This window comes from Rothia terrae (genome assembly GCF_014705925.2).
GTDB lineage: Bacteria > Actinomycetota > Actinomycetes > Actinomycetales > Micrococcaceae > Rothia > Rothia terrae.
On sequence record NZ_CP061539.1, the window covers coordinates 34,413 to 51,441 of the forward strand.

At 50.6% G+C, this 17,029-nt stretch carries 23 protein-coding genes, 1 tRNA gene and 1 rRNA gene; 13 read left to right on the top strand and 12 right to left on the bottom strand.

Annotated features, from left to right (window positions below; all coding sequences use genetic code 11):
• Window positions 1-106: 106 nt before the first annotated feature.
• From IDM49_RS00170 to IDM49_RS00200, 7 genes are all read left to right on the top strand, one after another.
• Window positions 107-1,333, top strand: a complete 1,227-nt coding sequence (locus tag IDM49_RS00170) for an inorganic phosphate transporter (protein WP_190724592.1) — start codon at window positions 107-109, stop codon at window positions 1,331-1,333.
• Between the two features lie 2 nt (window positions 1,334-1,335).
• Window positions 1,336-1,632, top strand: a complete 297-nt coding sequence (locus tag IDM49_RS00175) for a hypothetical protein (RefSeq protein ID WP_190724593.1) — start codon at window positions 1,336-1,338, stop codon at window positions 1,630-1,632.
• 35 nt (window positions 1,633-1,667) lie between these two features.
• Window positions 1,668-2,081 (top strand): DUF3349 domain-containing protein, encoded by a 414-nt coding sequence (locus IDM49_RS00180; RefSeq protein ID WP_190724594.1) that lies wholly within the window; start codon window positions 1,668-1,670, stop codon window positions 2,079-2,081.
• Between the two features lie 126 nt (window positions 2,082-2,207).
• Window positions 2,208-3,311 (top strand): hypothetical protein, encoded by a 1,104-nt coding sequence (locus tag IDM49_RS00185; protein WP_190724595.1) that lies wholly within the window; start codon window positions 2,208-2,210, stop codon window positions 3,309-3,311.
• 69 nt (window positions 3,312-3,380) lie between these two features.
• Window positions 3,381-3,453 (top strand) — tRNA-Ala (locus tag IDM49_RS00190).
• A gap of 3 nt (window positions 3,454-3,456) precedes the next feature.
• Window positions 3,457-3,573: ribosomal RNA gene (gene rrf / locus IDM49_RS00195) — 5S ribosomal RNA — on the top strand.
• Window positions 3,574-3,778: 205 nt separating this feature from the next.
• The gene (locus IDM49_RS00200; protein WP_190724596.1) at window positions 3,779-4,876 is read left to right on the top strand and encodes a hypothetical protein; all 1,098 of its coding nucleotides are present in this window, start codon (window positions 3,779-3,781) and stop codon (window positions 4,874-4,876) included.
• A 71-nt stretch (window positions 4,877-4,947) separates the two neighbouring features.
• Here the strand turns inward: IDM49_RS00200 and IDM49_RS00205 are convergent, their stop codons facing one another.
• The 7 genes from IDM49_RS00205 to IDM49_RS00225 form a co-directional block, all read right to left on the bottom strand.
• Window positions 4,948-5,520, bottom strand: a complete 573-nt coding sequence (locus tag IDM49_RS00205) for a hypothetical protein (RefSeq protein WP_190724597.1) — start codon at window positions 5,518-5,520, stop codon at window positions 4,948-4,950.
• Entirely contained in the window at window positions 5,508-6,209 is a 702-nt protein-coding gene (locus tag IDM49_RS00210) for a hypothetical protein (protein WP_190724598.1), read from the bottom strand. Before IDM49_RS00210 ends, IDM49_RS00205 begins: the two co-directional genes overlap by 13 nt.
• Before the next feature lie 65 nt (window positions 6,210-6,274).
• Window positions 6,275-6,487 (bottom strand): amidohydrolase family protein, encoded by a 213-nt coding sequence (locus IDM49_RS12140; RefSeq protein WP_228008113.1) that lies wholly within the window; start codon window positions 6,485-6,487, stop codon window positions 6,275-6,277.
• 11 nt (window positions 6,488-6,498) lie between these two features.
• Window positions 6,499-6,897, bottom strand: a complete 399-nt coding sequence (locus tag IDM49_RS12145) for an amidohydrolase family protein (RefSeq protein ID WP_265578797.1) — start codon at window positions 6,895-6,897, stop codon at window positions 6,499-6,501.
• Complete coding sequence (locus tag IDM49_RS12150) at window positions 6,869-7,228, bottom strand: amidohydrolase family protein (protein WP_228008114.1); 360 nt, start codon at window positions 7,226-7,228, stop codon at window positions 6,869-6,871. Before IDM49_RS12150 ends, IDM49_RS12145 begins: the two co-directional genes overlap by 29 nt.
• 79 nt (window positions 7,229-7,307) lie before the next feature.
• A complete protein-coding gene (locus IDM49_RS00220; protein WP_190725359.1) occupies window positions 7,308-8,291 on the bottom strand; it encodes an MFS transporter in 984 nt (327 codons plus the stop codon).
• The gene (locus IDM49_RS00225; RefSeq protein ID WP_403214506.1) at window positions 8,267-8,479 is read right to left on the bottom strand and encodes an MFS transporter; all 213 of its coding nucleotides are present in this window, start codon (window positions 8,477-8,479) and stop codon (window positions 8,267-8,269) included. Before IDM49_RS00225 ends, IDM49_RS00220 begins: the two co-directional genes overlap by 25 nt.
• 413 nt (window positions 8,480-8,892) lie before the next feature.
• Between IDM49_RS00225 and IDM49_RS00230 the strand changes: the two genes are divergently transcribed.
• The 3 genes from IDM49_RS00230 to IDM49_RS00240 all read left to right on the top strand — a co-directional run bounded on the left by IDM49_RS00230 (window position 8,893) and on the right by IDM49_RS00240 (window position 11,221).
• Window positions 8,893-9,822: a winged helix-turn-helix domain-containing protein gene (locus IDM49_RS00230; RefSeq protein ID WP_190724600.1), complete on the top strand. Its 930-nt coding sequence runs from the start codon at window positions 8,893-8,895 to the stop codon at window positions 9,820-9,822.
• 97 nt (window positions 9,823-9,919) lie between these two features.
• The gene (locus IDM49_RS00235) at window positions 9,920-10,237 is read left to right on the top strand and encodes a hypothetical protein (protein ID WP_190724601.1); all 318 of its coding nucleotides are present in this window, start codon (window positions 9,920-9,922) and stop codon (window positions 10,235-10,237) included.
• Window positions 10,238-10,327: 90 nt separating this feature from the next.
• Window positions 10,328-11,221: a lipase family protein gene (locus tag IDM49_RS00240; protein WP_190724602.1), complete on the top strand. Its 894-nt coding sequence runs from the start codon at window positions 10,328-10,330 to the stop codon at window positions 11,219-11,221.
• Between the two features lie 124 nt (window positions 11,222-11,345).
• Here the strand turns inward: IDM49_RS00240 and IDM49_RS00245 are convergent, their stop codons facing one another.
• Window positions 11,346-12,101, bottom strand: coding sequence for a hypothetical protein (locus IDM49_RS00245; protein WP_190724603.1), 756 nt, complete (start codon window positions 12,099-12,101; stop codon window positions 11,346-11,348).
• A 287-nt stretch (window positions 12,102-12,388) separates the two neighbouring features.
• Here IDM49_RS00245 and IDM49_RS00250 point away from each other — a divergent pair, with 287 nt between their 5' ends.
• Complete coding sequence (locus IDM49_RS00250) at window positions 12,389-12,913, top strand: peptidylprolyl isomerase (protein ID WP_190724604.1); 525 nt, start codon at window positions 12,389-12,391, stop codon at window positions 12,911-12,913.
• 89 nt (window positions 12,914-13,002) lie between these two features.
• A complete protein-coding gene (locus IDM49_RS00255; protein WP_190724605.1) occupies window positions 13,003-13,848 on the top strand; it encodes a rhomboid family intramembrane serine protease in 846 nt (281 codons plus the stop codon).
• 553 nt (window positions 13,849-14,401) lie between these two features.
• On the opposite strand, the gene IDM49_RS00260 is transcribed toward IDM49_RS00255, so the two are convergent.
• The gene (locus IDM49_RS00260) at window positions 14,402-15,016 is read right to left on the bottom strand and encodes a PepSY domain-containing protein (RefSeq protein WP_190724606.1); all 615 of its coding nucleotides are present in this window, start codon (window positions 15,014-15,016) and stop codon (window positions 14,402-14,404) included.
• Window positions 15,017-15,152: 136 nt separating this feature from the next.
• On the opposite strand from IDM49_RS00260, the gene IDM49_RS00265 reads away from it, so the two are divergent.
• On the top strand, window positions 15,153-15,302 hold the full coding sequence (locus IDM49_RS00265; protein ID WP_168615080.1) for a hypothetical protein: 150 nt from the start codon (window positions 15,153-15,155) through the stop codon (window positions 15,300-15,302).
• A 108-nt stretch (window positions 15,303-15,410) separates the two neighbouring features.
• Here the strand turns inward: IDM49_RS00265 and IDM49_RS00270 are convergent, their stop codons facing one another.
• From IDM49_RS00270 to IDM49_RS00280, 3 genes are all read right to left on the bottom strand, one after another.
• Complete coding sequence (locus tag IDM49_RS00270) at window positions 15,411-16,244, bottom strand: shikimate 5-dehydrogenase (protein WP_168615079.1); 834 nt, start codon at window positions 16,242-16,244, stop codon at window positions 15,411-15,413.
• Window positions 16,245-16,550 (bottom strand): glutaredoxin domain-containing protein, encoded by a 306-nt coding sequence (locus IDM49_RS00275; RefSeq protein ID WP_190725360.1) that lies wholly within the window; start codon window positions 16,548-16,550, stop codon window positions 16,245-16,247.
• Window positions 16,551-16,740: 190 nt separating this feature from the next.
• Complete coding sequence (locus tag IDM49_RS00280) at window positions 16,741-16,923, bottom strand: CsbD family protein (protein ID WP_168615077.1); 183 nt, start codon at window positions 16,921-16,923, stop codon at window positions 16,741-16,743.
• Window positions 16,924-17,029: the final 106 nt, after the last annotated feature.

Below are 17,029 nucleotides of genomic sequence, written 5' to 3' on the forward strand. Positions count from 1 at the left end.
AAATATTCTGATGTGGTTTTTACTGTGTGTTTTTTGGATTTTCATCTAAAAACCACGTAATTTTTACCTGCTTTTATATTGTGTGTGGTCATTACATAATCGATGTGTGACTACTGAACTCATCATTCTCGTTATCGTGGTGCTTACTGCACTGGCATTCGACTTCACGAATGGCTTCCATGACACCGCGAATGCAATGGCTACTTCCATTGCCACTAAAGCTTTAAAGCCTCGAACTGCAGTTGCTCTTTCTGCAGTACTTAACCTTGTTGGTGCATTCCTTTCAATCGAGGTTGCTAAAACTGTTGGTAAAGGTCTCGTAAACCTGGAGACCGCAGGTAGCAACTCAGATTTGATGTTGATTGTCTTTACAGGTCTTGTGGGTGCGATTCTCTGGAACGTCCTTACCTGGCTGCTGGGTCTTCCTTCATCCTCATCTCATGCGCTCTTTGGCGGTCTTATTGGTGCGACCATGGCGTCACTGGGTACTGACGGTGTCTTGTGGTCCGGCGTCATGTCAAAGATTGTTGTTCCTGCACTTGCGGCTCCCTTTATTGCGGCGATTGTTTCAACCGTGGGTACCTGGTTGGTATACCGCCTGTCTCAGCCTGTTTCTGATGATAAGAAGCGTTCAGGCTTCCGTTACGGCCAGGTGGCAACCGCGTCACTCGTGTCACTTGCACACGGCACTAACGATGCGCAAAAGACCATGGGTGTTATCTTCTTGGCTCTCGTGGCGGCTAATGAAATTGATCCCAATGCTGATATTCCGTTCTGGGTACGTTTGACCTGTGCGCTTGCTATTGCCCTCGGTACCTATATCGGCGGCTGGCGCATCATTCGCACCTTGGGTAAGGGTCTTGTTGAGATTGATTCCCCTCAGGGTATGGCTGCTGAAGGTTCCTCCGCAGCAATTATTTTGACCTCATCACACTTTGGTATGGCACTGTCAACCACTCACGTTGCAACCGGTTCAATCATCGGTTCAGGTCTAGGACGCAAGGGTGCTGAGGTTCGTTGGGGCGTTATGGGACGTATGGTGATCGCTTGGCTTATTACCCTTCCGGCAGCAGGTGCCGTTGGTGCAATTACTTGGTTTGTTGGTCACTACCTCAATGCGTGGACCGGCAGTGAATGGCTGGGTGAACTTGTTGTCTTCCTTGTTCTTGTAGCCTTCTGCGGTTGGATGTTCATGCACTCACGTCGTAACCCTGTCGATCCTAACAACGTTAACGACGAATGGGCAGATACCAATGCCGGTGGTAATACTGCTCATCAGACTGAAGATTCTGTTGCTTCAGTCGCAGCTGGCTCACAGAAAGCGGAAGTCTAACCATGAACCTCGCTGAGATTTTTGAAAAAATTGTTCCTGTTCTTCTGGCGGGCTTGTTCTTTGGGGCTGGCCTTCCCGCGTTGTATGCCCTGGGTATGCGTTTGATGGCTGGCACTACCGAGTACACCGCAGACGGCCGCCTTGTGGAGATTGAAGGACCTTCAGGTCTCGCTAAGGTGCTCGGTTATTTGATTTTTGCAATTATCGTTGCAGTCATTATTATCGGCATCCTCTGGATTGCTAAAGACTTCCTTCTTCATACCACCGGATTTGACCTTTTTGGTCTGGCTGGTAAGTAGGGTTAAATAAAACCTACGAGAAGAAGGGGGCAAAGATGCCAGACAAAAATGTTGTGGCTCGTGTTATTGATTGGCTAAACATGGGTTATCCCCAAGATGTTCCTTTGGGAGACCGGGCGGCAGTTATGGCAGTTTTGCGTCATAACCTCAACGACGCCCAGCTTGAAGAAGTTGTTCTTCGACTCATGAAATCGCGGGAGGCACGCGGCGAGGAATATGTAAGTGACAACCGCATCAACGAATACATTCGTAAGGTTGTTGATCAGGTCCCGACTCCCGAAGACATTTCGCGAGTTGCCCAGATTCTGGGTGCAAACGGACTAAAGATTTCTTCGCACCACCTCACCGGTGAAGATCCGTCCGAAGGTAGCGAGTACATCGCTGCTGAGGACGCACAGACTACCGGCGTTGACGCTGCAGAGCGCGCCGCCGGTGTTGAGGAAAAGTAGTCACGTACTTTCCTGTCAAGGAGAAGCTGCCCGCCACATTATGTGGCGGGCAGTTTTTTATATGCGGAGTAAAACGTATTCGATACACTGAATTTAGAATGTAAGCGCGCTATTTTTTGAGGCAAAATGTCTGAAAATCTTGAAGTCTCTGACGACGCTCCGGTGCGAAAAACGTGGCGTTCGTGGTTTACGACTGGGCGTATTTTTGTACTCTCCCTGTGTTTAGTGGTGGCTGTTATTTTAGCGAGCTGTGCAGTGCAAGCAGCGCAAGAGGCACAGCGGGAAGCTGAGTATAAGGCTAGGTCTGAGCGTGAACAAGCTGCATACGCATCTGCGGTGGCAGCTGATCCCATTAACTTTTATGGGGCACCTGAAGGCTTTGAAAAACTGGTGGATCGCAAATTTTTCGATGAGCTTGCTGTTGAAAAAATGCGCGTGAGTCAACGCAGTAATGGTGATAGCTGGAAGGTTACGGCCATACCGAGTCAAGCGGCCATAGATGATTCCCAGGGATTCGCTGAACAGATGAAGAAGCTAGCCGAAGCGCAGGAGATTGAAGAAATCTTGCTGTATTCATCAAGCGGTAGCGAATTGACGTTGAATCCCACTCGCTTGATGGATTTGAGCCCTTCAACATGGAGACCTCTGGTGAGTGTATTGCGTTCAGAGCGCTCGTATGATTTGGAGCTTACTGAAGAAGGCGTCCTGACCGGTGTGGTCCATCGTGGAGGGAACCACGGTGAAAGTGATGTGGTGGGGCGTTCTGAGGTTTATGATGCTTTACGACAGCTTGCCCAAGTACCTCTTGGTCAAGGTGTTGCCAGCACCTCGATGAACGCAGCTTATGTTGTAGAACAACCTGATGGTGCTGTTATCTCAGTGGTTATGGATAGCATGGCGGCGGACCGCGCAGAAGATGTGAGGCGAGCGGAGGAAACCCTGACAGGTCGTGACTGGTCAGTTAGCGCTTATAACATCAACTTTTTTCTTCGGCAGCAGAGCTCACCTCGGGACTCTAGCTTGGATGAGTTTGAAGTAGGTATTTCCTTATATTCAGAGGGTCGCGATAGCGTACCTCAAGAGGAACTTGCTTCATTGGAAAGCCAGGTTAAGGCGGACTTGGGTGAGAACACCTCTTTTGATGTTTCTGCAGATAGCGACGGGACTGGTAACGCGACGGCTCAGGCGATTTACCCCAGTGAAGGGGCAGTCGACTCTTCAGCTGGTTAGTGTGTTGCGCATCATGCCTTGCAGATTTGCTGTTTTGAAAACGGGTGGTGTAAGCTGGTATTACACCACGGGGGCGTGGCGCAATTGGTAGCGCACCTGCTTTGCAAGCAGGGGGTTAGGGGTTCGAGTCCCCTCGCCTCCACGTTTCGGTGATTATATCAAGAGGGAAACGCCCGGATCCATCCCGAACCCGGAAGCTAAGCCTCTTTGAGCCGATGGTACTGCACTCGGAAGGGTGTGGGAGAGTAGGTCATCGCCGAGCTAATTTTAGTGGAAGAAGCCCAGTTCTTTGGAACTGGGCTTCTTTTTTGTTTAAAGTCTTCTCGTGCATCAAAATAAGCTTATTCTTCATTGGGGGAGAGAAAAGTGCTCCCACAATTCTGTCGAGAGCTTTGCCGTATAAGCCTTACCTTTAGATAGCATAAGAGAATCATATTGATTGGGTTACCCTGTGGAAGGCTTGTCTCGTGGCGTCTGAGAAACCGGAACCATCTTCTGTAGAAATCGTTGGAAAAACAGTCGGTTTTTCCGTGCTCATAGCAGGGATCGGGGCAGCACTGGTGCTCATCATAGCTATCATCGGGTGGGGTAGCTACAGCGCTTCGATGGAGAAAAATTCCAAAGCTAGCGAGACAAGGCAAGCAGAACAAGAAACCTCGTTAGCCGAAGCTTTAGCCCAGAACCACTACCTAGCAGATGGTGAGGGGATTCCTTCGTCCTCCGAGGGCGGTCTCATCATCGCAAACCTTGATTCAAAGGCTTATTCTGATCCAGGTGGTTTTGCGCGTGTGATGATGAAAACCTTTGAATCTGAGCAGGTAGAAATTGTGCGGTTCACTTACGGTCGTGATAAGACTCTTGAAATATCCCGTACTGCTTTTGATGTGGAGTCCAAGAGTACTGCGAAGGTACCAGCAACATCGTCCATGACAGAACAAACATGGAAAGATATTTTAGAGCTAACCCAAGAGGAAAAAGTTACGGGAATAAATGTCACGGAGAAAGGTGAAGCGCGAGTATTTGTGGGGGAGCTAGTCCAAACTGACTCTGTAGCTTCTAATCGTTATAACCAACAAGTTTTTGCGCAGAAGATGAAAGACCTAGGGGACCTCAAAACTCCTGAGGGCTTAGAAAAAACAATACTTGAAGACGCTTTTACCTATACGCGGGGCGAAAAGTCACCGATACCTGTGTATGTGTCTGTACAGGCATCTCAAAAGAATGAAGTGATGCCTGCAGTTGAGGCAATAATGGACGCGGACTGGTCGCCGGAACCTTTGAACGTATCTGTCAGTGGTATTTCGCAGGAATCCGAAGGAATGATAAATAATTCCGAACAGGAAGCAGCACTATCTGCCACTGTGAATCTCAATACCTACGCAAGTCGGTATAACGCGTACGGCAGGGAAGCGAAACGGCAAAAAGCCGTAGAAGACGCTCAGACAATGGCAGATAGTGTCATCGGCAAAGTAGATACGCCGCTAAAGCTGACCGTCACCCTTCTCGAGGCCAGCACTGATTACAACGACACCGGCAAGGACGCGGCAGAAGCTCGTAATTTCTAGAAGCAGCTAGAGAAAAACGATAAAAGACTACCTGTGAATCGATGACAGATGAACTTTAGACTTCACTTTATTTAATTGCAGGAAAAAGTGGTTTCTGTGTAGTCTCCCGTTCTGAGGTTTAATACCACTTGTTCTGTATCATCCACAGTTTCGGCGGCTTTAAAAGCGTTTCGAAGATCCTCGGGAGATGCCGTTATGCGAGTGGAGTCCTTGGAAGAGTCTGTTTTAGGGTACGCGCAGATGTGGTTTCCTGCAGGGTCTTCAAGGTGATAGAGAGCCGGGAGTTCTTTATCTGCAATAACTTGCATGTTGTCAAGAAGAAGCTGAGGATTATCCATCGTCTCTTGAGTCAGCGTCCCATTCACAATCAGTTGTTCCAGGTACGGGCGAAACGTGACCGTGGAGTAAGGTGTGCGGTCAAGAACCTGATTAAATTCCGGGGCAGAGTAAGCCTCTACTTCTGAGTATCCTAAGCTTCTTTGACTCTCAGAATTTCCGTAACCGCCCCACGCCATTATGGTAAGGGCATAAAAGGTTATCGGGATGGCGATGACAAGAAGTACAAAGAAAACTATCCGCTTGAGAGTTCTCCGTGACTTATATTTTTTCTCTTCTGCAACAAGAGGCGATTCTACATATTCCATGCGTACTCTTTAGAACGGGTGGACCTGGTAGCCGTTTGTAACTTGTAAACTCCCTTAGGTTTTTGATGGGTGACATTATTTATCGTCACAGAGAAAGCGTCTTCACTCATTCGCGCATCAGTTGTCTCGTCGATATAAAGAGTGAACCAAAATTCTTGGTAATCATACAGATTAGGGGTAGCGAGCTCAGCAAAATTCACGCCCTCTGCTGTTGTCGCTTCGAGCATCGTCAACCAATCATTGCTATCAAAATACAGCGCTCGATGATAACTGGGGTCTATAAATAGCTCACTGTCTTCAATGACGATAGAAACTAGGGAGCCGGGATGAAGGTGCGCCATCTTATCTGAAAGATAAGCTGCAAACCCCGGTAAATCCTTAGATGCTTGTTCAGATGCTACAAGGCGCACCTTTTGATCTTGAATCTCAGATTTAGCCCACGGGCTATCCCAAAATTCGGCGGTAGGAGAGCCTGAAGATAGAGAGCGGAGAGCGTCCTGTTTCTTTTCGATGTTAGAGGATTCCCACAGAACATATGCAGTACCTCCAATATCAATTGTCAAGATAAGAGTTATAACGGCAAGTAACACATTGAGAATTGGAGATCTATAGCGTTTCTTAAGCTTCTTCTGGGCAGCTAAGAACTCATTGAGTGGAGCCGTTGGCTGAGGAGGCTGCGGGGCTGTCATGGTTTTAACCTACCATATGGTGAGTTTCACGTTATTGAGTTCTCAGCTGCATCTATCGGTCGTTCTTAGTCCTCAAAGAACTCCCCTGCATGACGAGACAGGACACGGGTGGTCGCGTCATTGTCCAAAGCGCTGTCGCGAATATAAGAGATAGCGCGAGTGTACTTAGCATCTTGAAAGTACGGGTAGTCAGAGCCCGCCATGAGCTTATGAGGATCATAGGTCTGAGCAGCCAAAACCAATGAGGGGCCGTAGAAGTTCGCAGTATCGAACCACATCTTCTTTAACGCTACATTGGGGAGTGCTCAAAAGAACCCCAGTCTTCATAGTTATCCTCAAGGCGCTGAGTCAAGAACGCGAGATCGCCGCCTAAATGAGCGATATGAAAACGAATGTTCGGGTACTTGTGCGGAATATCAGCCTTGAGCAGGTGCAAGGTGGCAATCGCGTCCTCAATCGGGGCACCATTGACCCACTGTAACCAGAAATCATTAATCGCAGGGGACTGAGCGCCGCCACCGGTGGGGTGGACGTAGACGCGAGCGCTCAGCTCGTTCAGACGCGCATAGAGCGGTTCTAAGGACTCATCGGCTAGAGACATTGAACCGTTGATAAAAGTCGGCACGGTAACGCCCACAAAGCCGTCCTGTTCAAAATACTCATCGAGAATAGTGAGCGACTCTTTCACATGAAGAACGGGCAGGGCAAGATAAGCGCGAAAACGGCCAGGGTGTTTTTTTCATCTGCTCAATATAAATGTCGTTGACCATGCGCGCGCCCTCAAGCGCTGCGTTCGCGTCCTGCAGCATGGGTACTTGCGGAGTAACTGACAGAATCTGTTCTTGCACACCCGCCTCATCCATCTGCTGGATGCGGGCTGCCATTTCTTCTGGCTCGTCGGATGCGCGCATATCTCGGGCAATCTTGGTGAGTTCTGCGCTCATTCCGTGTTCTTCAAGAAAATCTAAATACCCTGCGGGGTAGAGGTGGGCGTGCGTATCAATAATGTGCTCAGTCATTGTGTATGCCTTTCATGAAATGCGCGAAAGGGGGATTAGTATGACCACCAATCCCCCTTTTTCTTTCCATTGTAAATCTTTAGTTATCTGCTGGTTTCTTGACAGCCCAGCCGCAGACCGCAGCCAAAAGACTTGCCACAGCACCTATGCCGAAGATAGCGAGAATACCCGTCCACGAAGTGGAGCTGGTGTCGTTATGGCTGATTAAGAAAGTAGCTGAAATCGCTGCAACAGCAGCAGAGGCCACGGTGGTACCAATGGCACGAATCAAAGCGTTCAGGCCGTTAGTTGCTGCAGTATGGTGGTGAGACGCGTTAGCCATGATGAGCAGCGGAAATACAGCGTAAGTAAGAGCAACACCGGCAGAGGCAACCATCGCCCAGATAATCACCATAGTGATGTGGATGCTCGTCATTGCGCGTAGAAGGTAAGCTGCAGCGGTCAACAATCCACCGCCGATCAAAACTTGCTCCGCACCGAACTTATTAACCAAGTAGGAGGTAATGGCTGGCATAAAGAACATAATGATTGCAGAAGGAACCATTGCCAGACCGGCTACTGTAGCATTCTGCGCAAAACCGTGCTCCTCAACAGTGCCCTGCAAATGCAAGCTGGTAACCAGCAAATTAGTGAACATGGCAATACCCATGAGCAAGGATGCCGCATTAGTGAGCATAATAGGACGCTGTGCATTGACCTCTATATTCACCAAAGCCGCCTCCTTACGAGCCTCGAAACATACAAAGAGCACCGCAAGAAGAAGACCGCCAACTAAAGAACCAAGAATGGGCAGAGAAGTCCAACCCCAGGCCTTGCCCTGGCTAATACCTAACAGGATCAAGATAAGAGCGGCAGAGAGCAAAAACGCTCCAATGTAGTCAAAGGGCTGACGCGCGTGGGGCTCTCGGTGCGGGATGAGGATAGCCATCAGCGCAAGAGAAACAGCAGCAAGACCGGCAGAAATCCAAAAGAGCGACTCCCAACCCCAAAGGGAAGCAAATACACCGCCTAGAGGAATGCCGGTGGAACCACCGATACCTAAAGTTGTGCTAATGAGTGCGATAGCTCCCCGCTCATACGGTGCCCGGGGAGCTCATCGCGCATCACGGACATAGCAACGGGTACTAAAGCCGTGCCCAAGCCCTGCAAGGCGCGTCCGATAATGACGGTGGTAATGCCACCCCACGGACCAATCAAAGAACCGACTAATACCAGTGCCATTGATAGAACCATCATCTTCTTTTTGCCCACGGTGTCGGCAGACGAGAAATAATTGGTGTTGCAATAGAACCCGTTAAAAGCGCGGCTGTCACAGCCCAAGAAACAGCCGTGGCAGTGGTTCCCAAGATGCTCGGCAACTGCGGAACTGCCGGGATAATCAATGTCTGCTGAAGGGTAACCACCAAACAAGAAAATGCCGCGACAGCAATAATCGCAGCTACCTTTCTCTATTGTTGCTCAAGTGCCTCAGATGCCTCGAAAGCTACAACCTGCGCCATGCCCCATCCTTAAGTCCGTAAAAAGTCTCAGAACCTCAGTTTTACCGGGTTGTTCGGTACAGTATGCTCACGATGGTCGGTTCTGAAAGAATAGGGTATAACTACGCACCATTGAGTCAAACAGTGCAAAAATATGCACACTTCTTAGGCTTGTTAGAAATATTTATGGATAAAAAGATAATCATTACCCCAACAGATAAAGCGATGTTGGAATACTTGCGAGCGCATCCCTTGGCTTCTTTTGCACACCTAGCCGAGCAACTTGACCTCAGCCCGCACTATGTCTCCCAGCGCATAACTAGCCTAGAATCCGGCGGGGTCCTCAACATTATTGGACGCACACTGCCCAGTTTTACCGGGCGCGTAGCGTGGATTATCCGCGCCGACGTTAACCCCGCTACCAGCGCGTCCATCGCCCACTATCTTGCTCAACAAAGCGTCACCCGTTGGGTTAGGCTCACCACCGCCCACAACGAACTCCTGTGTGGAGTTGTGCAAGGGCAAGGAACATCTAGCAAGGTCTTTGAATACTTAGCAGGACACGGGGGAGTAAGAAACATTCACGTGCACGAAATCCTGCTCACCTGGACGGCTGAAGGCGAAGCTGCAGTTTCATACCCCGATATAGAACTTGATGAACTCGACTATCGGATGGTGCGTATTCTCGCCCGGAATGGACGCACCCCCATCGCTGAAATCGCCCGGGCAACTGGCTCAGTGCCATCCACAGTATCAAGGCGCCGCGCTCGCCTCATTGAGCACGGCGTACTGTATTTCGAGGCAGATATTGACCACAGAGCTCTTGGCTACGCCACAGATGCGATGCTGTGGATCAAGACCGCCCCGGGTTCTATGGACGCGGTCGGTCAGGTTCTGCGCTCGCTACCGCAATGCCGCTTTGCCGCCGCCATCGGTGGGCAACATAATATCGTCGCGAACATCATCGTAAAAGATAAGAGCGAGTTAGTGCATTTAGTTGATAAACATCTGAGTGCTCACGATGTGCGCCAGGTGGAAATTGTGCCCATGAACCCGCCTTTAAACGGGCAAGCGCTGAGTAAACCTGCAGAGAAAACTACTAAAACATTGTTTTAAGTTACTAGTTAGCACTGCTTGAAACACCGCGAGAAAGTTATACTTTCCTTGTCTCACTAGGCTATTTGTTCTAGTGGTCATATATAAGGAGAGAACCATGCACACATTTTCGCGAGTTACTGCTCTACTCGCTATCACCGCAGCAGTAGCTGCAGGTATTGCCCCAGCCCAGGCTGCAGAAGAAGCTACCTGGGGAGAACTAGGTAGCGCAGCACCACCTGCCGGTATTACCTATTCAAACCCTGAAAAACTTGATGACTTCTACCAGGTTCCCGAGCAACTGCCTGCCGGTCTTGGAACCGTCGTCAAAACCCTGCCCGGTAGCATTTACGTTGATCCTAATAAAGTAATTCCGGGCTCTGCTTCCGGTACCCCTTTATGTACACCACCGAAAATTCCAGTGGTGAGCAAGTAGCGGCTACAGCCGTTGCTCTTCGTAGTGAATCCCCATGGACCGGCAAAGGTGCGCGTCCACTTGTGGTGCTAGCTCCCGGGACGCAAGGTCTTGCAGGACCACTGTGCCCCCACCAATCAGCTAGCGCAGGGAACAGAATACGAAATCATCGCGATCTCAGCCCTGCTCTCTAAAGGATATAACGTCACAGTTATCGATTACATCGGTGGCGGAACCGAAGGCACTATGAGCTACCTCAACCGCCTAGATCAAGGGCATGCGGTACTTGATGCAGCCCGTGCCTCAACCGGCGGTGCCATTAATTTTGTGGCAGCAGATTCGCCTGTCGGTATTTGGGGGTACTCACAGGGAGGAGGTGCGGTGGCATCTGCCGGCGAACTTCACGCAGAATATGCCCCGGAGGTAAACCTTTACGGTGTCTTTGCCGGCGCCGTTCCGGCTAACTTACAGTCCGTTATTAACACCATCGACGGTACGTCATATAACGGTTTTGCCCTGATGGGCTTTGCTGGATTAGGCGATAGCCTCGGTATTGATATGGGTCAGTACCTCTCACCGGAGGGACTGAACATCATTGACCAGGTACGCAACGAAACCTGCACCTTTGATGCTATTTCTCGCTTTGGAAACATCAGAGACACCTCGGTCTGGACAAGCTCAGGGTTAAAGCTCAAAGAGCTGAGTTCTCAAGATGCCACTCTCAGCGCAGCTTTGCAAGAAAACAGCCTCGGACAAGAAGGCCGCCATCCCAGCGTCCCCGTGCTCATTGCTAGCTCTATAACGGACGATGTTATTCCGCACCGCAGTAACCGGCAGCTCGCCGCATCCTACTGTCGAGCAGGATCGCAAGTATCTTTTTACGCCGGTACCACACCCACCCATGCCGGTGGGTCATTAGGAATGATGCCTGCAGGACTTATCTTTATGGATCAAGTATTCCGCGGCATGAAAACTTCTTATGATCGTGCACTAGTGGGGGCTTAGATGCTGTTTTTAGCGTGTAGATAATTGCCCGCGTTCAAGAAACCAGCACATACAAAAGCGTCCCGCTGGATATACCTTTTAGGGCATATCTAGCGGGACGCTTTTATACAGCTAAAACCTCAACTTATGCGGTGGGGTTCTGGCCATCAACCTTGGGATCAACAGTCTTGACGGTATCAACGGTTGCGGGAACGTCTTTACCGTGAACGTCCTTCTCAACAACGGTTACAGTCTCAACCTTGGGCTCCACAACAGCGGGGGTCTTCCAGGGATCCTCAACGGGGCGTGATGCCTTGTACGCTGAGTAACCTGCAGCAGCTGCTGAACCAACCAGACCAAGAGCGAGCAGACCCTTGCCGCCCTTCTTTGAAGCCTTCTTCTGCTGCTTTGAGTACTGCTTAGCAGCCTTAACAGCGTGCTTCTGAGCCTTCTTCAGCGCCTTCTTGTCGCCGGTTACCTTGGTAGCAACAGCCTCAACCTGAGGTGAGACCTCAGCGTCAGCCAGCTTGTCAGCGACAACAGCAGCTACGCCAGCAGCCTTAACGCGTGCATCTGACACTGCGTTTTCAACTACAGGAGTTGCGTTCTCGATCTGTTCCTGAATCTTCTCTACGAGAGTTTCCTGAACATCGTGAAGCTTCTTTGAGCCGTCCTTAGCAGCAGCCTGGAATGACTTCTGAGCCTGCTTACCCTGCTTGTGAGCAGTTTTCTGGAAAGCGTTAACCTTCTTGCCTGAAAGCTTGTGAGCCTTCTTGGTCTTCTTCTCAGCAAGCTTGGCGAACTTGTCAGCCTTCTTACCGGTAGCCTTCTGCGCCTTCGCGAAAGCCTTGTCAGCAGCCTTGGTAGCCTTCTTAACCTTGCGGTCTTTGCCGAATGCCATGTTTACCTCCAATAGTGTTGAGAGCTTTGACCGTGCCTTGTGTGCGCGGTAAACCGTACTCAACAGTTATGTTTATATATCAGCTTACGTTCTAAACCCTTAAAAAGGCTAAGAACTCACCGTAAAAATCTACGGTTTCACTCATCGCGGAAGTTTTTATTGTGCCGTGATAAACCTTGAATTTGCACCGTCAGAGGCCAAAAACAAGTAGGGTGACTATTTCGCTACCTGCATAAGGTACGCCCTGCAAGGTGGCGCGCACCATGCGCCCGTGAGAAAATAAAAGTATGACTGCAACAGCTAAAGCAACTATTCATACCAATCAGGGCGACATTGTCGTAAACCTCTTTGGCAACCACGCACCTGAAACCGTAGAGAACTTCATTGGTCTCTCAGACGGTTCAAAGGAATGGCGTCACCCCCGTACCGGCGAGCCCCAGAACGGCCCCCTGTACAAGGACGTCATCTTCCACCGCATCATCAAGGACTTTATGATTCAGGGTGGCGACCCCTTGGGTCAGGGCATTGGTGGCCCCGGCTACCAGTTCAAGGATGAGATTCACCCCGAACTCTCCTTCAACAAGCCCTACCTGCTGGCAATGGCTAACGCTGGCCCCGGCACCAACGGCTCACAGTTCTTCATCACCACCGTTGAAACCCCTTGGCTCAACGGTCGCCACACCATCTTCGGTGAGGTAGCAGATGAGAACTCCAAGAAGGTTGTAGACGCTATTGAAGGCGTAGCAACCGGCGCAATGGATCGCCCCGTTGAAGACGTTGTTATCTCATCAATCGACATTGAGAAGCTCTAATCTAAGTCTGAGCTAAGACTCTAAATACCCGCGTGCCCGCGATAAGGTGCGCGGGCATTTTTATAACTTTTTATTTTTAAGGTTGAACAGTGAGTACCCCTTACCCCTCACCGCGTGATGACAAGAACTCTTTTGGTCAGGATGCCTCTGCGCGTCCTCAGCCTGCGCGCTACGGATCGTATGAGCAGCCGCAACAGTTTCCGGTGTGCGCACGTCACCCTGAAAACGTCAGCTATGCGCGGTGCGGACGTTGCAACCGACCTGCGTGCGGACAGTGCCAGATTCCGCTTGAGGTGGGAATGATTTGCGCTGACTGTTACCGCACAGCTACCGGCAAAGATTATCGACGCGAGCAGAAGAAAGCCCGCGGTGGGGCGTGGGCTAACTATCCCGTGACTATTGTGTTGATTGCTCTGACGGTGGCCATATATGCCCTACAGATAATTTTGCCTGGTCAAGCCGTTATTAATGCTTTAGCGTATAACTCCATGTACGTTTCTTACACCGGTGAATGGTGGCGTATGCTCACCGCTGGATTTGTACATTCCCAAAGCAATATTGCCCACGTGGGCATGAACATGTTTACCCTGTGGATGTTCGGGCAAGCACTCGAACCCATCATGGGCAAATGGAAGTACCTCATCACCTATCTGCTCTCCATTATTGGTGGCTCGGTGGCTGTTATGTTGCTCGCTCCTGGCACCTGGGTGGTGGGCGCATCCGGCGGTATCTTCGGCCTGTTTGCCGCGTATTTTGTGGTGAATAAGCTGCACGGTGGCGAGACCCGGTCAATTGTGAGCCTTATTGCGGTGAATTTCGCCTTTGGTCTCTTTGTCTCCGGTATTTCGTGGGAAGGGCACCTGGGAGGGCTGATCGCGGGTGCTATCGTTGCCTACCTTTTGCAGATGACTTCTAAGGATGCGCGTCGTCAATAAAACTGCACACCTCACTTTCCGTGGATTTGCGCTGTAAAAATAGGCTTTTACAGCGCAAATCCACGGAAAGTTGTTTAAAAATTCGTGTAATTACACTATCCACAGGGGTTGTCCACAGCTGTTGATAACTACAAAGATGTAATTCCACAGGTGTTAACAACCCTGTGGATAGCGCGAAATCGGGCTTTCCGCGCTTTAAAGTTCCCTTAAATTACAGGGATGTAAGCAATATCCCCAGATTTATCCCCACCTGTGGAAAACCTTTAAGAGCAGGGTGTGGATTTTCTGTAATTTCAAAAATTTTTACTCGCTCACGCGAGTTATCCACCTGCTCCCGCACACACAAAAGGACGCGGGCACTCGAGTGCCCGCGTCCTTGGTTATTCTTGCTGAGTTCTGGAAAGAATGCCCCAGGTCAGCACAGCGAACGGCAAACTAGTTGGATCTAGCGTGAGTCACTCCTGTGAGAGAACCGAAACGAGAAGGATTATTTGCCGCCGCTGTACTTGCGTTGGGTGCTTATGTCCTGATCAATAAATCTCTTTGCCGAACTTTAGAAGGCGATAATCTCGCCGTTAGCTGCATCGACAAAAACAGTGTTTCCATCGCCGCTACCGCGGAAAGAAACCTCCCACACCAGCTGGTTGTTGTTACCTTCCAGGCGGTCAAGGTTCACGCTTACTACATCGCCCGATTTCTCGTTCTGGGCGGTGGAAATAGCGTCCTTGATATCAACTGTTGCTGCTGAGGCGTCCTGAATATCATTATTGCCGTCATTTTTGGACTCTGACTCCTGGGTGTGAACATCGTTGCCCGAGACGTGAAAATCAAGTTTTTGGTTTCCTTCTAGCGCTCTAACTTCCCAGTGGCCAGAACCTTCATCGCCGCCGATAGACGTAATCTGTGCATCGGGGTGAGCCTGGCGCACCGCGTCGATTGCCGAGAGAACATCTTGCTCAGATGAAGATGCTGCAGTGGACGATGCCGACTCTGAGGGTGACTGCGAAGACGCTGAGCTGTCGGAGGCCTCGGCCGTTACGGTAACCGTAGAAGTCTCAGGTGTAGGGGACTGCGCGTTGTTGGCACCGCAACCTGTAAGTGCTAAGAGAGCAAAAATTCCTGTTGCTGCATACGTTGATTTCTTTACCAGGCTTGCTATTTTTCCCAAGAAATATGAAAAAATGGCAGGAGTATTCTCAAAAATTTAAAAACAAGCGTTTCTGTGCACGAAATCCTGAAATGAAGACACTTCATCATGGGATTCTGCGATGCACCAGATATTCTCCCCACCAAAGGTTGCCCATATGTCTAGCGCTAAACCCTCCGGCATCAAAAGTATTTTCACGCTTGCGGCGTTCATTCTGATTCCGCTTGCTATTGGTTTTGTCGGCAGTATGCTCACCGCTGACAATAATCGCATCCGCGTGCATGATGTTCCTTTGTGCGAGAAGTGAAGTGCTCTTCATACTCTACGACGTAGGGGCATCTTGCCCTAAAATGCAAAAATCTCCCCCGCCCTCATCACGAGAGCGGGGGAGACGTTCGTTTAAGGGACGCGAGAGCTAGTTAGCCTGCGCCTCTGCCTCTTCAACGTCGGCGGCTGAAACCTCAACGCCGGTGTAGAGGCGGAACTGCTCTGCTGCCTGCAGGGCAATGACCTCGCCACCGGTGATGACCTCTTTACCCGCCGCGCGCGCCGCGCGAATCAGAGGAGTCTCAACGGGCATCGCTACCACGTCAAAGACCACGGTCGCTGTGTCGATGGACGCCTGCGGGAAGGACAGCGCGTCAGCTTCGGGTGCGCCCTCCATACCAATCGGGGTTACGTTCACAATAATCGGCGCGGATGCCTCATTCACCGATGAAACCCACGCGTAACCGTACTTGTCAGCCAGCTCGCGTCCTGCCTTCTCATTGCGGGCAATAATGGTGCCCTGCTTGAAACCGGCGTCGTAGAAAGCGCCGGCAACAGCGCGCGCCATGCCGCCTGAACCCTGCAATACGAAGGGTAGGGAATTATCAACGGCGTGCGACTGCAAAAGTGATGCCACCGCGATGACGTCGGTGTTGTAAGCGTGCAGGTAGCCGTCAGTGTTCACAATGGTGTTGACCGCGCCAATAACGGATGCTGAATGATCCATCTCGTCCATGAGCGGAATAACGTCCTGCTTGAAGGGCATAGACACCGAGCATCCGCGAATACCGAGGGCGCGCACGCCGCCGATAGCCGCCTTAATATCGGTGGTGGTCATCGCCTTGTAGAGAAAGTCCAAACCGAACTTCTCGTACAGGTAGTTGTGGAACTTGATGCCGTGGTTAGACGGACGGCCTGAGAGTGAGATGCAGACGGTGGTGTCGCGGTTGAGAGCCGGACGGCCCTTGAATTCAGCAGTCATTTACTTACCGCTCTTTTCAATAGCCAGCGCAACGATCTTCGGTGCCTTCGACGATGACGCTACGAATGACTTCTCTGAAGTGGTCACAGTGGGCACAACCTCGTTGCCGTCATTCACGCTTTTCACGAACTCGGACGCGTCCGCGTCCTCCCAGACGTTCACCCAGGTCGCGCGGTCGCCAACCTCACCCAGGCCCTCATCGAGAGCCTGGCAGAACGGGCAACCGGGACGCCAGTAAATCACGACGCTGCCATCTTCAATAGCCTTGAGAGCATCAGCCTGAGTGCCCTGAGGACGGTTTTCCATCATCAAACCCTTTCAACAAAAACAAACTACTTTTAGCCTATAACGCTGAGTGCATATTCAAAAGTGAGACAGTAACCAGCGAAATGAGAAACACCGCCACCTGCCAGTTACCGACAGCTATAGAGCAACAAAAAGGGGCGGGCACCCACCTACCGGTGAATACCCGCCCCCTTACATCAAAAGTAAAAGATTACTTGTTGAAGGAATCCTTGATGCCCTCAACTGCGCCCTTAGCGTCCTCAACCTTTTCCTTCACGCCAGCCTGAGCCTGGTCGGTCTGACCCTCAGCCTGCAAACGCTCGTTATCGGTTGCCTTGCCAGCAGCTTCCTTAGCCTTACCAGCCAACTTATCGAAAGTGTTCTCTGCGCTCATGGCAGCTCCTCTCATAGGAAATAGGTCTCCACCGTTGGACACCTACCTTTAAGACGGGTTGTTCCGCCCTAAAATCATGAAAATTTTTTTAACCACCGCAGGTGGT

Excerpts from the sequence above, each read along its gene's own strand:
- IDM49_RS12140 (WP_228008113.1), bottom strand. The coding sequence starts at position 6,487 with ATGTGGTTCGATACTGCGAACTTCTACGGCCCCTCATTGGTTTTGGCT.
- IDM49_RS00210 (WP_190724598.1), bottom strand. The coding sequence starts at position 6,209 with ATGACAGCCCCGCAGCCTCCTCAGCCAACGGCTCCACTCAATGAGTTC.
- IDM49_RS00180 (WP_190724594.1), top strand. The coding sequence starts at position 1,668 with ATGCCAGACAAAAATGTTGTGGCTCGTGTTATTGATTGGCTAAACATG.
- IDM49_RS00230 (WP_190724600.1), top strand. The coding sequence starts at position 8,893 with ATGGATAAAAAGATAATCATTACCCCAACAGATAAAGCGATGTTGGAA.
- IDM49_RS00250 (WP_190724604.1), top strand. The coding sequence starts at position 12,389 with ATGACTGCAACAGCTAAAGCAACTATTCATACCAATCAGGGCGACATT.
- IDM49_RS00185 (WP_190724595.1), top strand. The coding sequence starts at position 2,208 with ATGTCTGAAAATCTTGAAGTCTCTGACGACGCTCCGGTGCGAAAAACG.
- IDM49_RS12150 (WP_228008114.1), bottom strand. The coding sequence starts at position 7,228 with ATGACTGAGCACATTATTGATACGCACGCCCACCTCTACCCCGCAGGG.
- IDM49_RS00235 (WP_190724601.1), top strand. The coding sequence starts at position 9,920 with ATGCACACATTTTCGCGAGTTACTGCTCTACTCGCTATCACCGCAGCA.
- IDM49_RS00205 (WP_190724597.1), bottom strand. The coding sequence starts at position 5,520 with ATGGAATATGTAGAATCGCCTCTTGTTGCAGAAGAGAAAAAATATAAG.
- IDM49_RS00245 (WP_190724603.1), bottom strand. The coding sequence starts at position 12,101 with ATGGCATTCGGCAAAGACCGCAAGGTTAAGAAGGCTACCAAGGCTGCT.
- IDM49_RS00275 (WP_190725360.1), bottom strand. The coding sequence starts at position 16,550 with ATGGAAAACCGTCCTCAGGGCACTCAGGCTGATGCTCTCAAGGCTATT.
- IDM49_RS00280 (WP_168615077.1), bottom strand. The coding sequence starts at position 16,923 with ATGAGCGCAGAGAACACTTTCGATAAGTTGGCTGGTAAGGCTAAGGAA.
- IDM49_RS00175 (WP_190724593.1), top strand. The coding sequence starts at position 1,336 with ATGAACCTCGCTGAGATTTTTGAAAAAATTGTTCCTGTTCTTCTGGCG.
- IDM49_RS00265 (WP_168615080.1), top strand. The coding sequence starts at position 15,153 with ATGTCTAGCGCTAAACCCTCCGGCATCAAAAGTATTTTCACGCTTGCG.
- IDM49_RS00270 (WP_168615079.1), bottom strand. The coding sequence starts at position 16,244 with ATGACTGCTGAATTCAAGGGCCGTCCGGCTCTCAACCGCGACACCACC.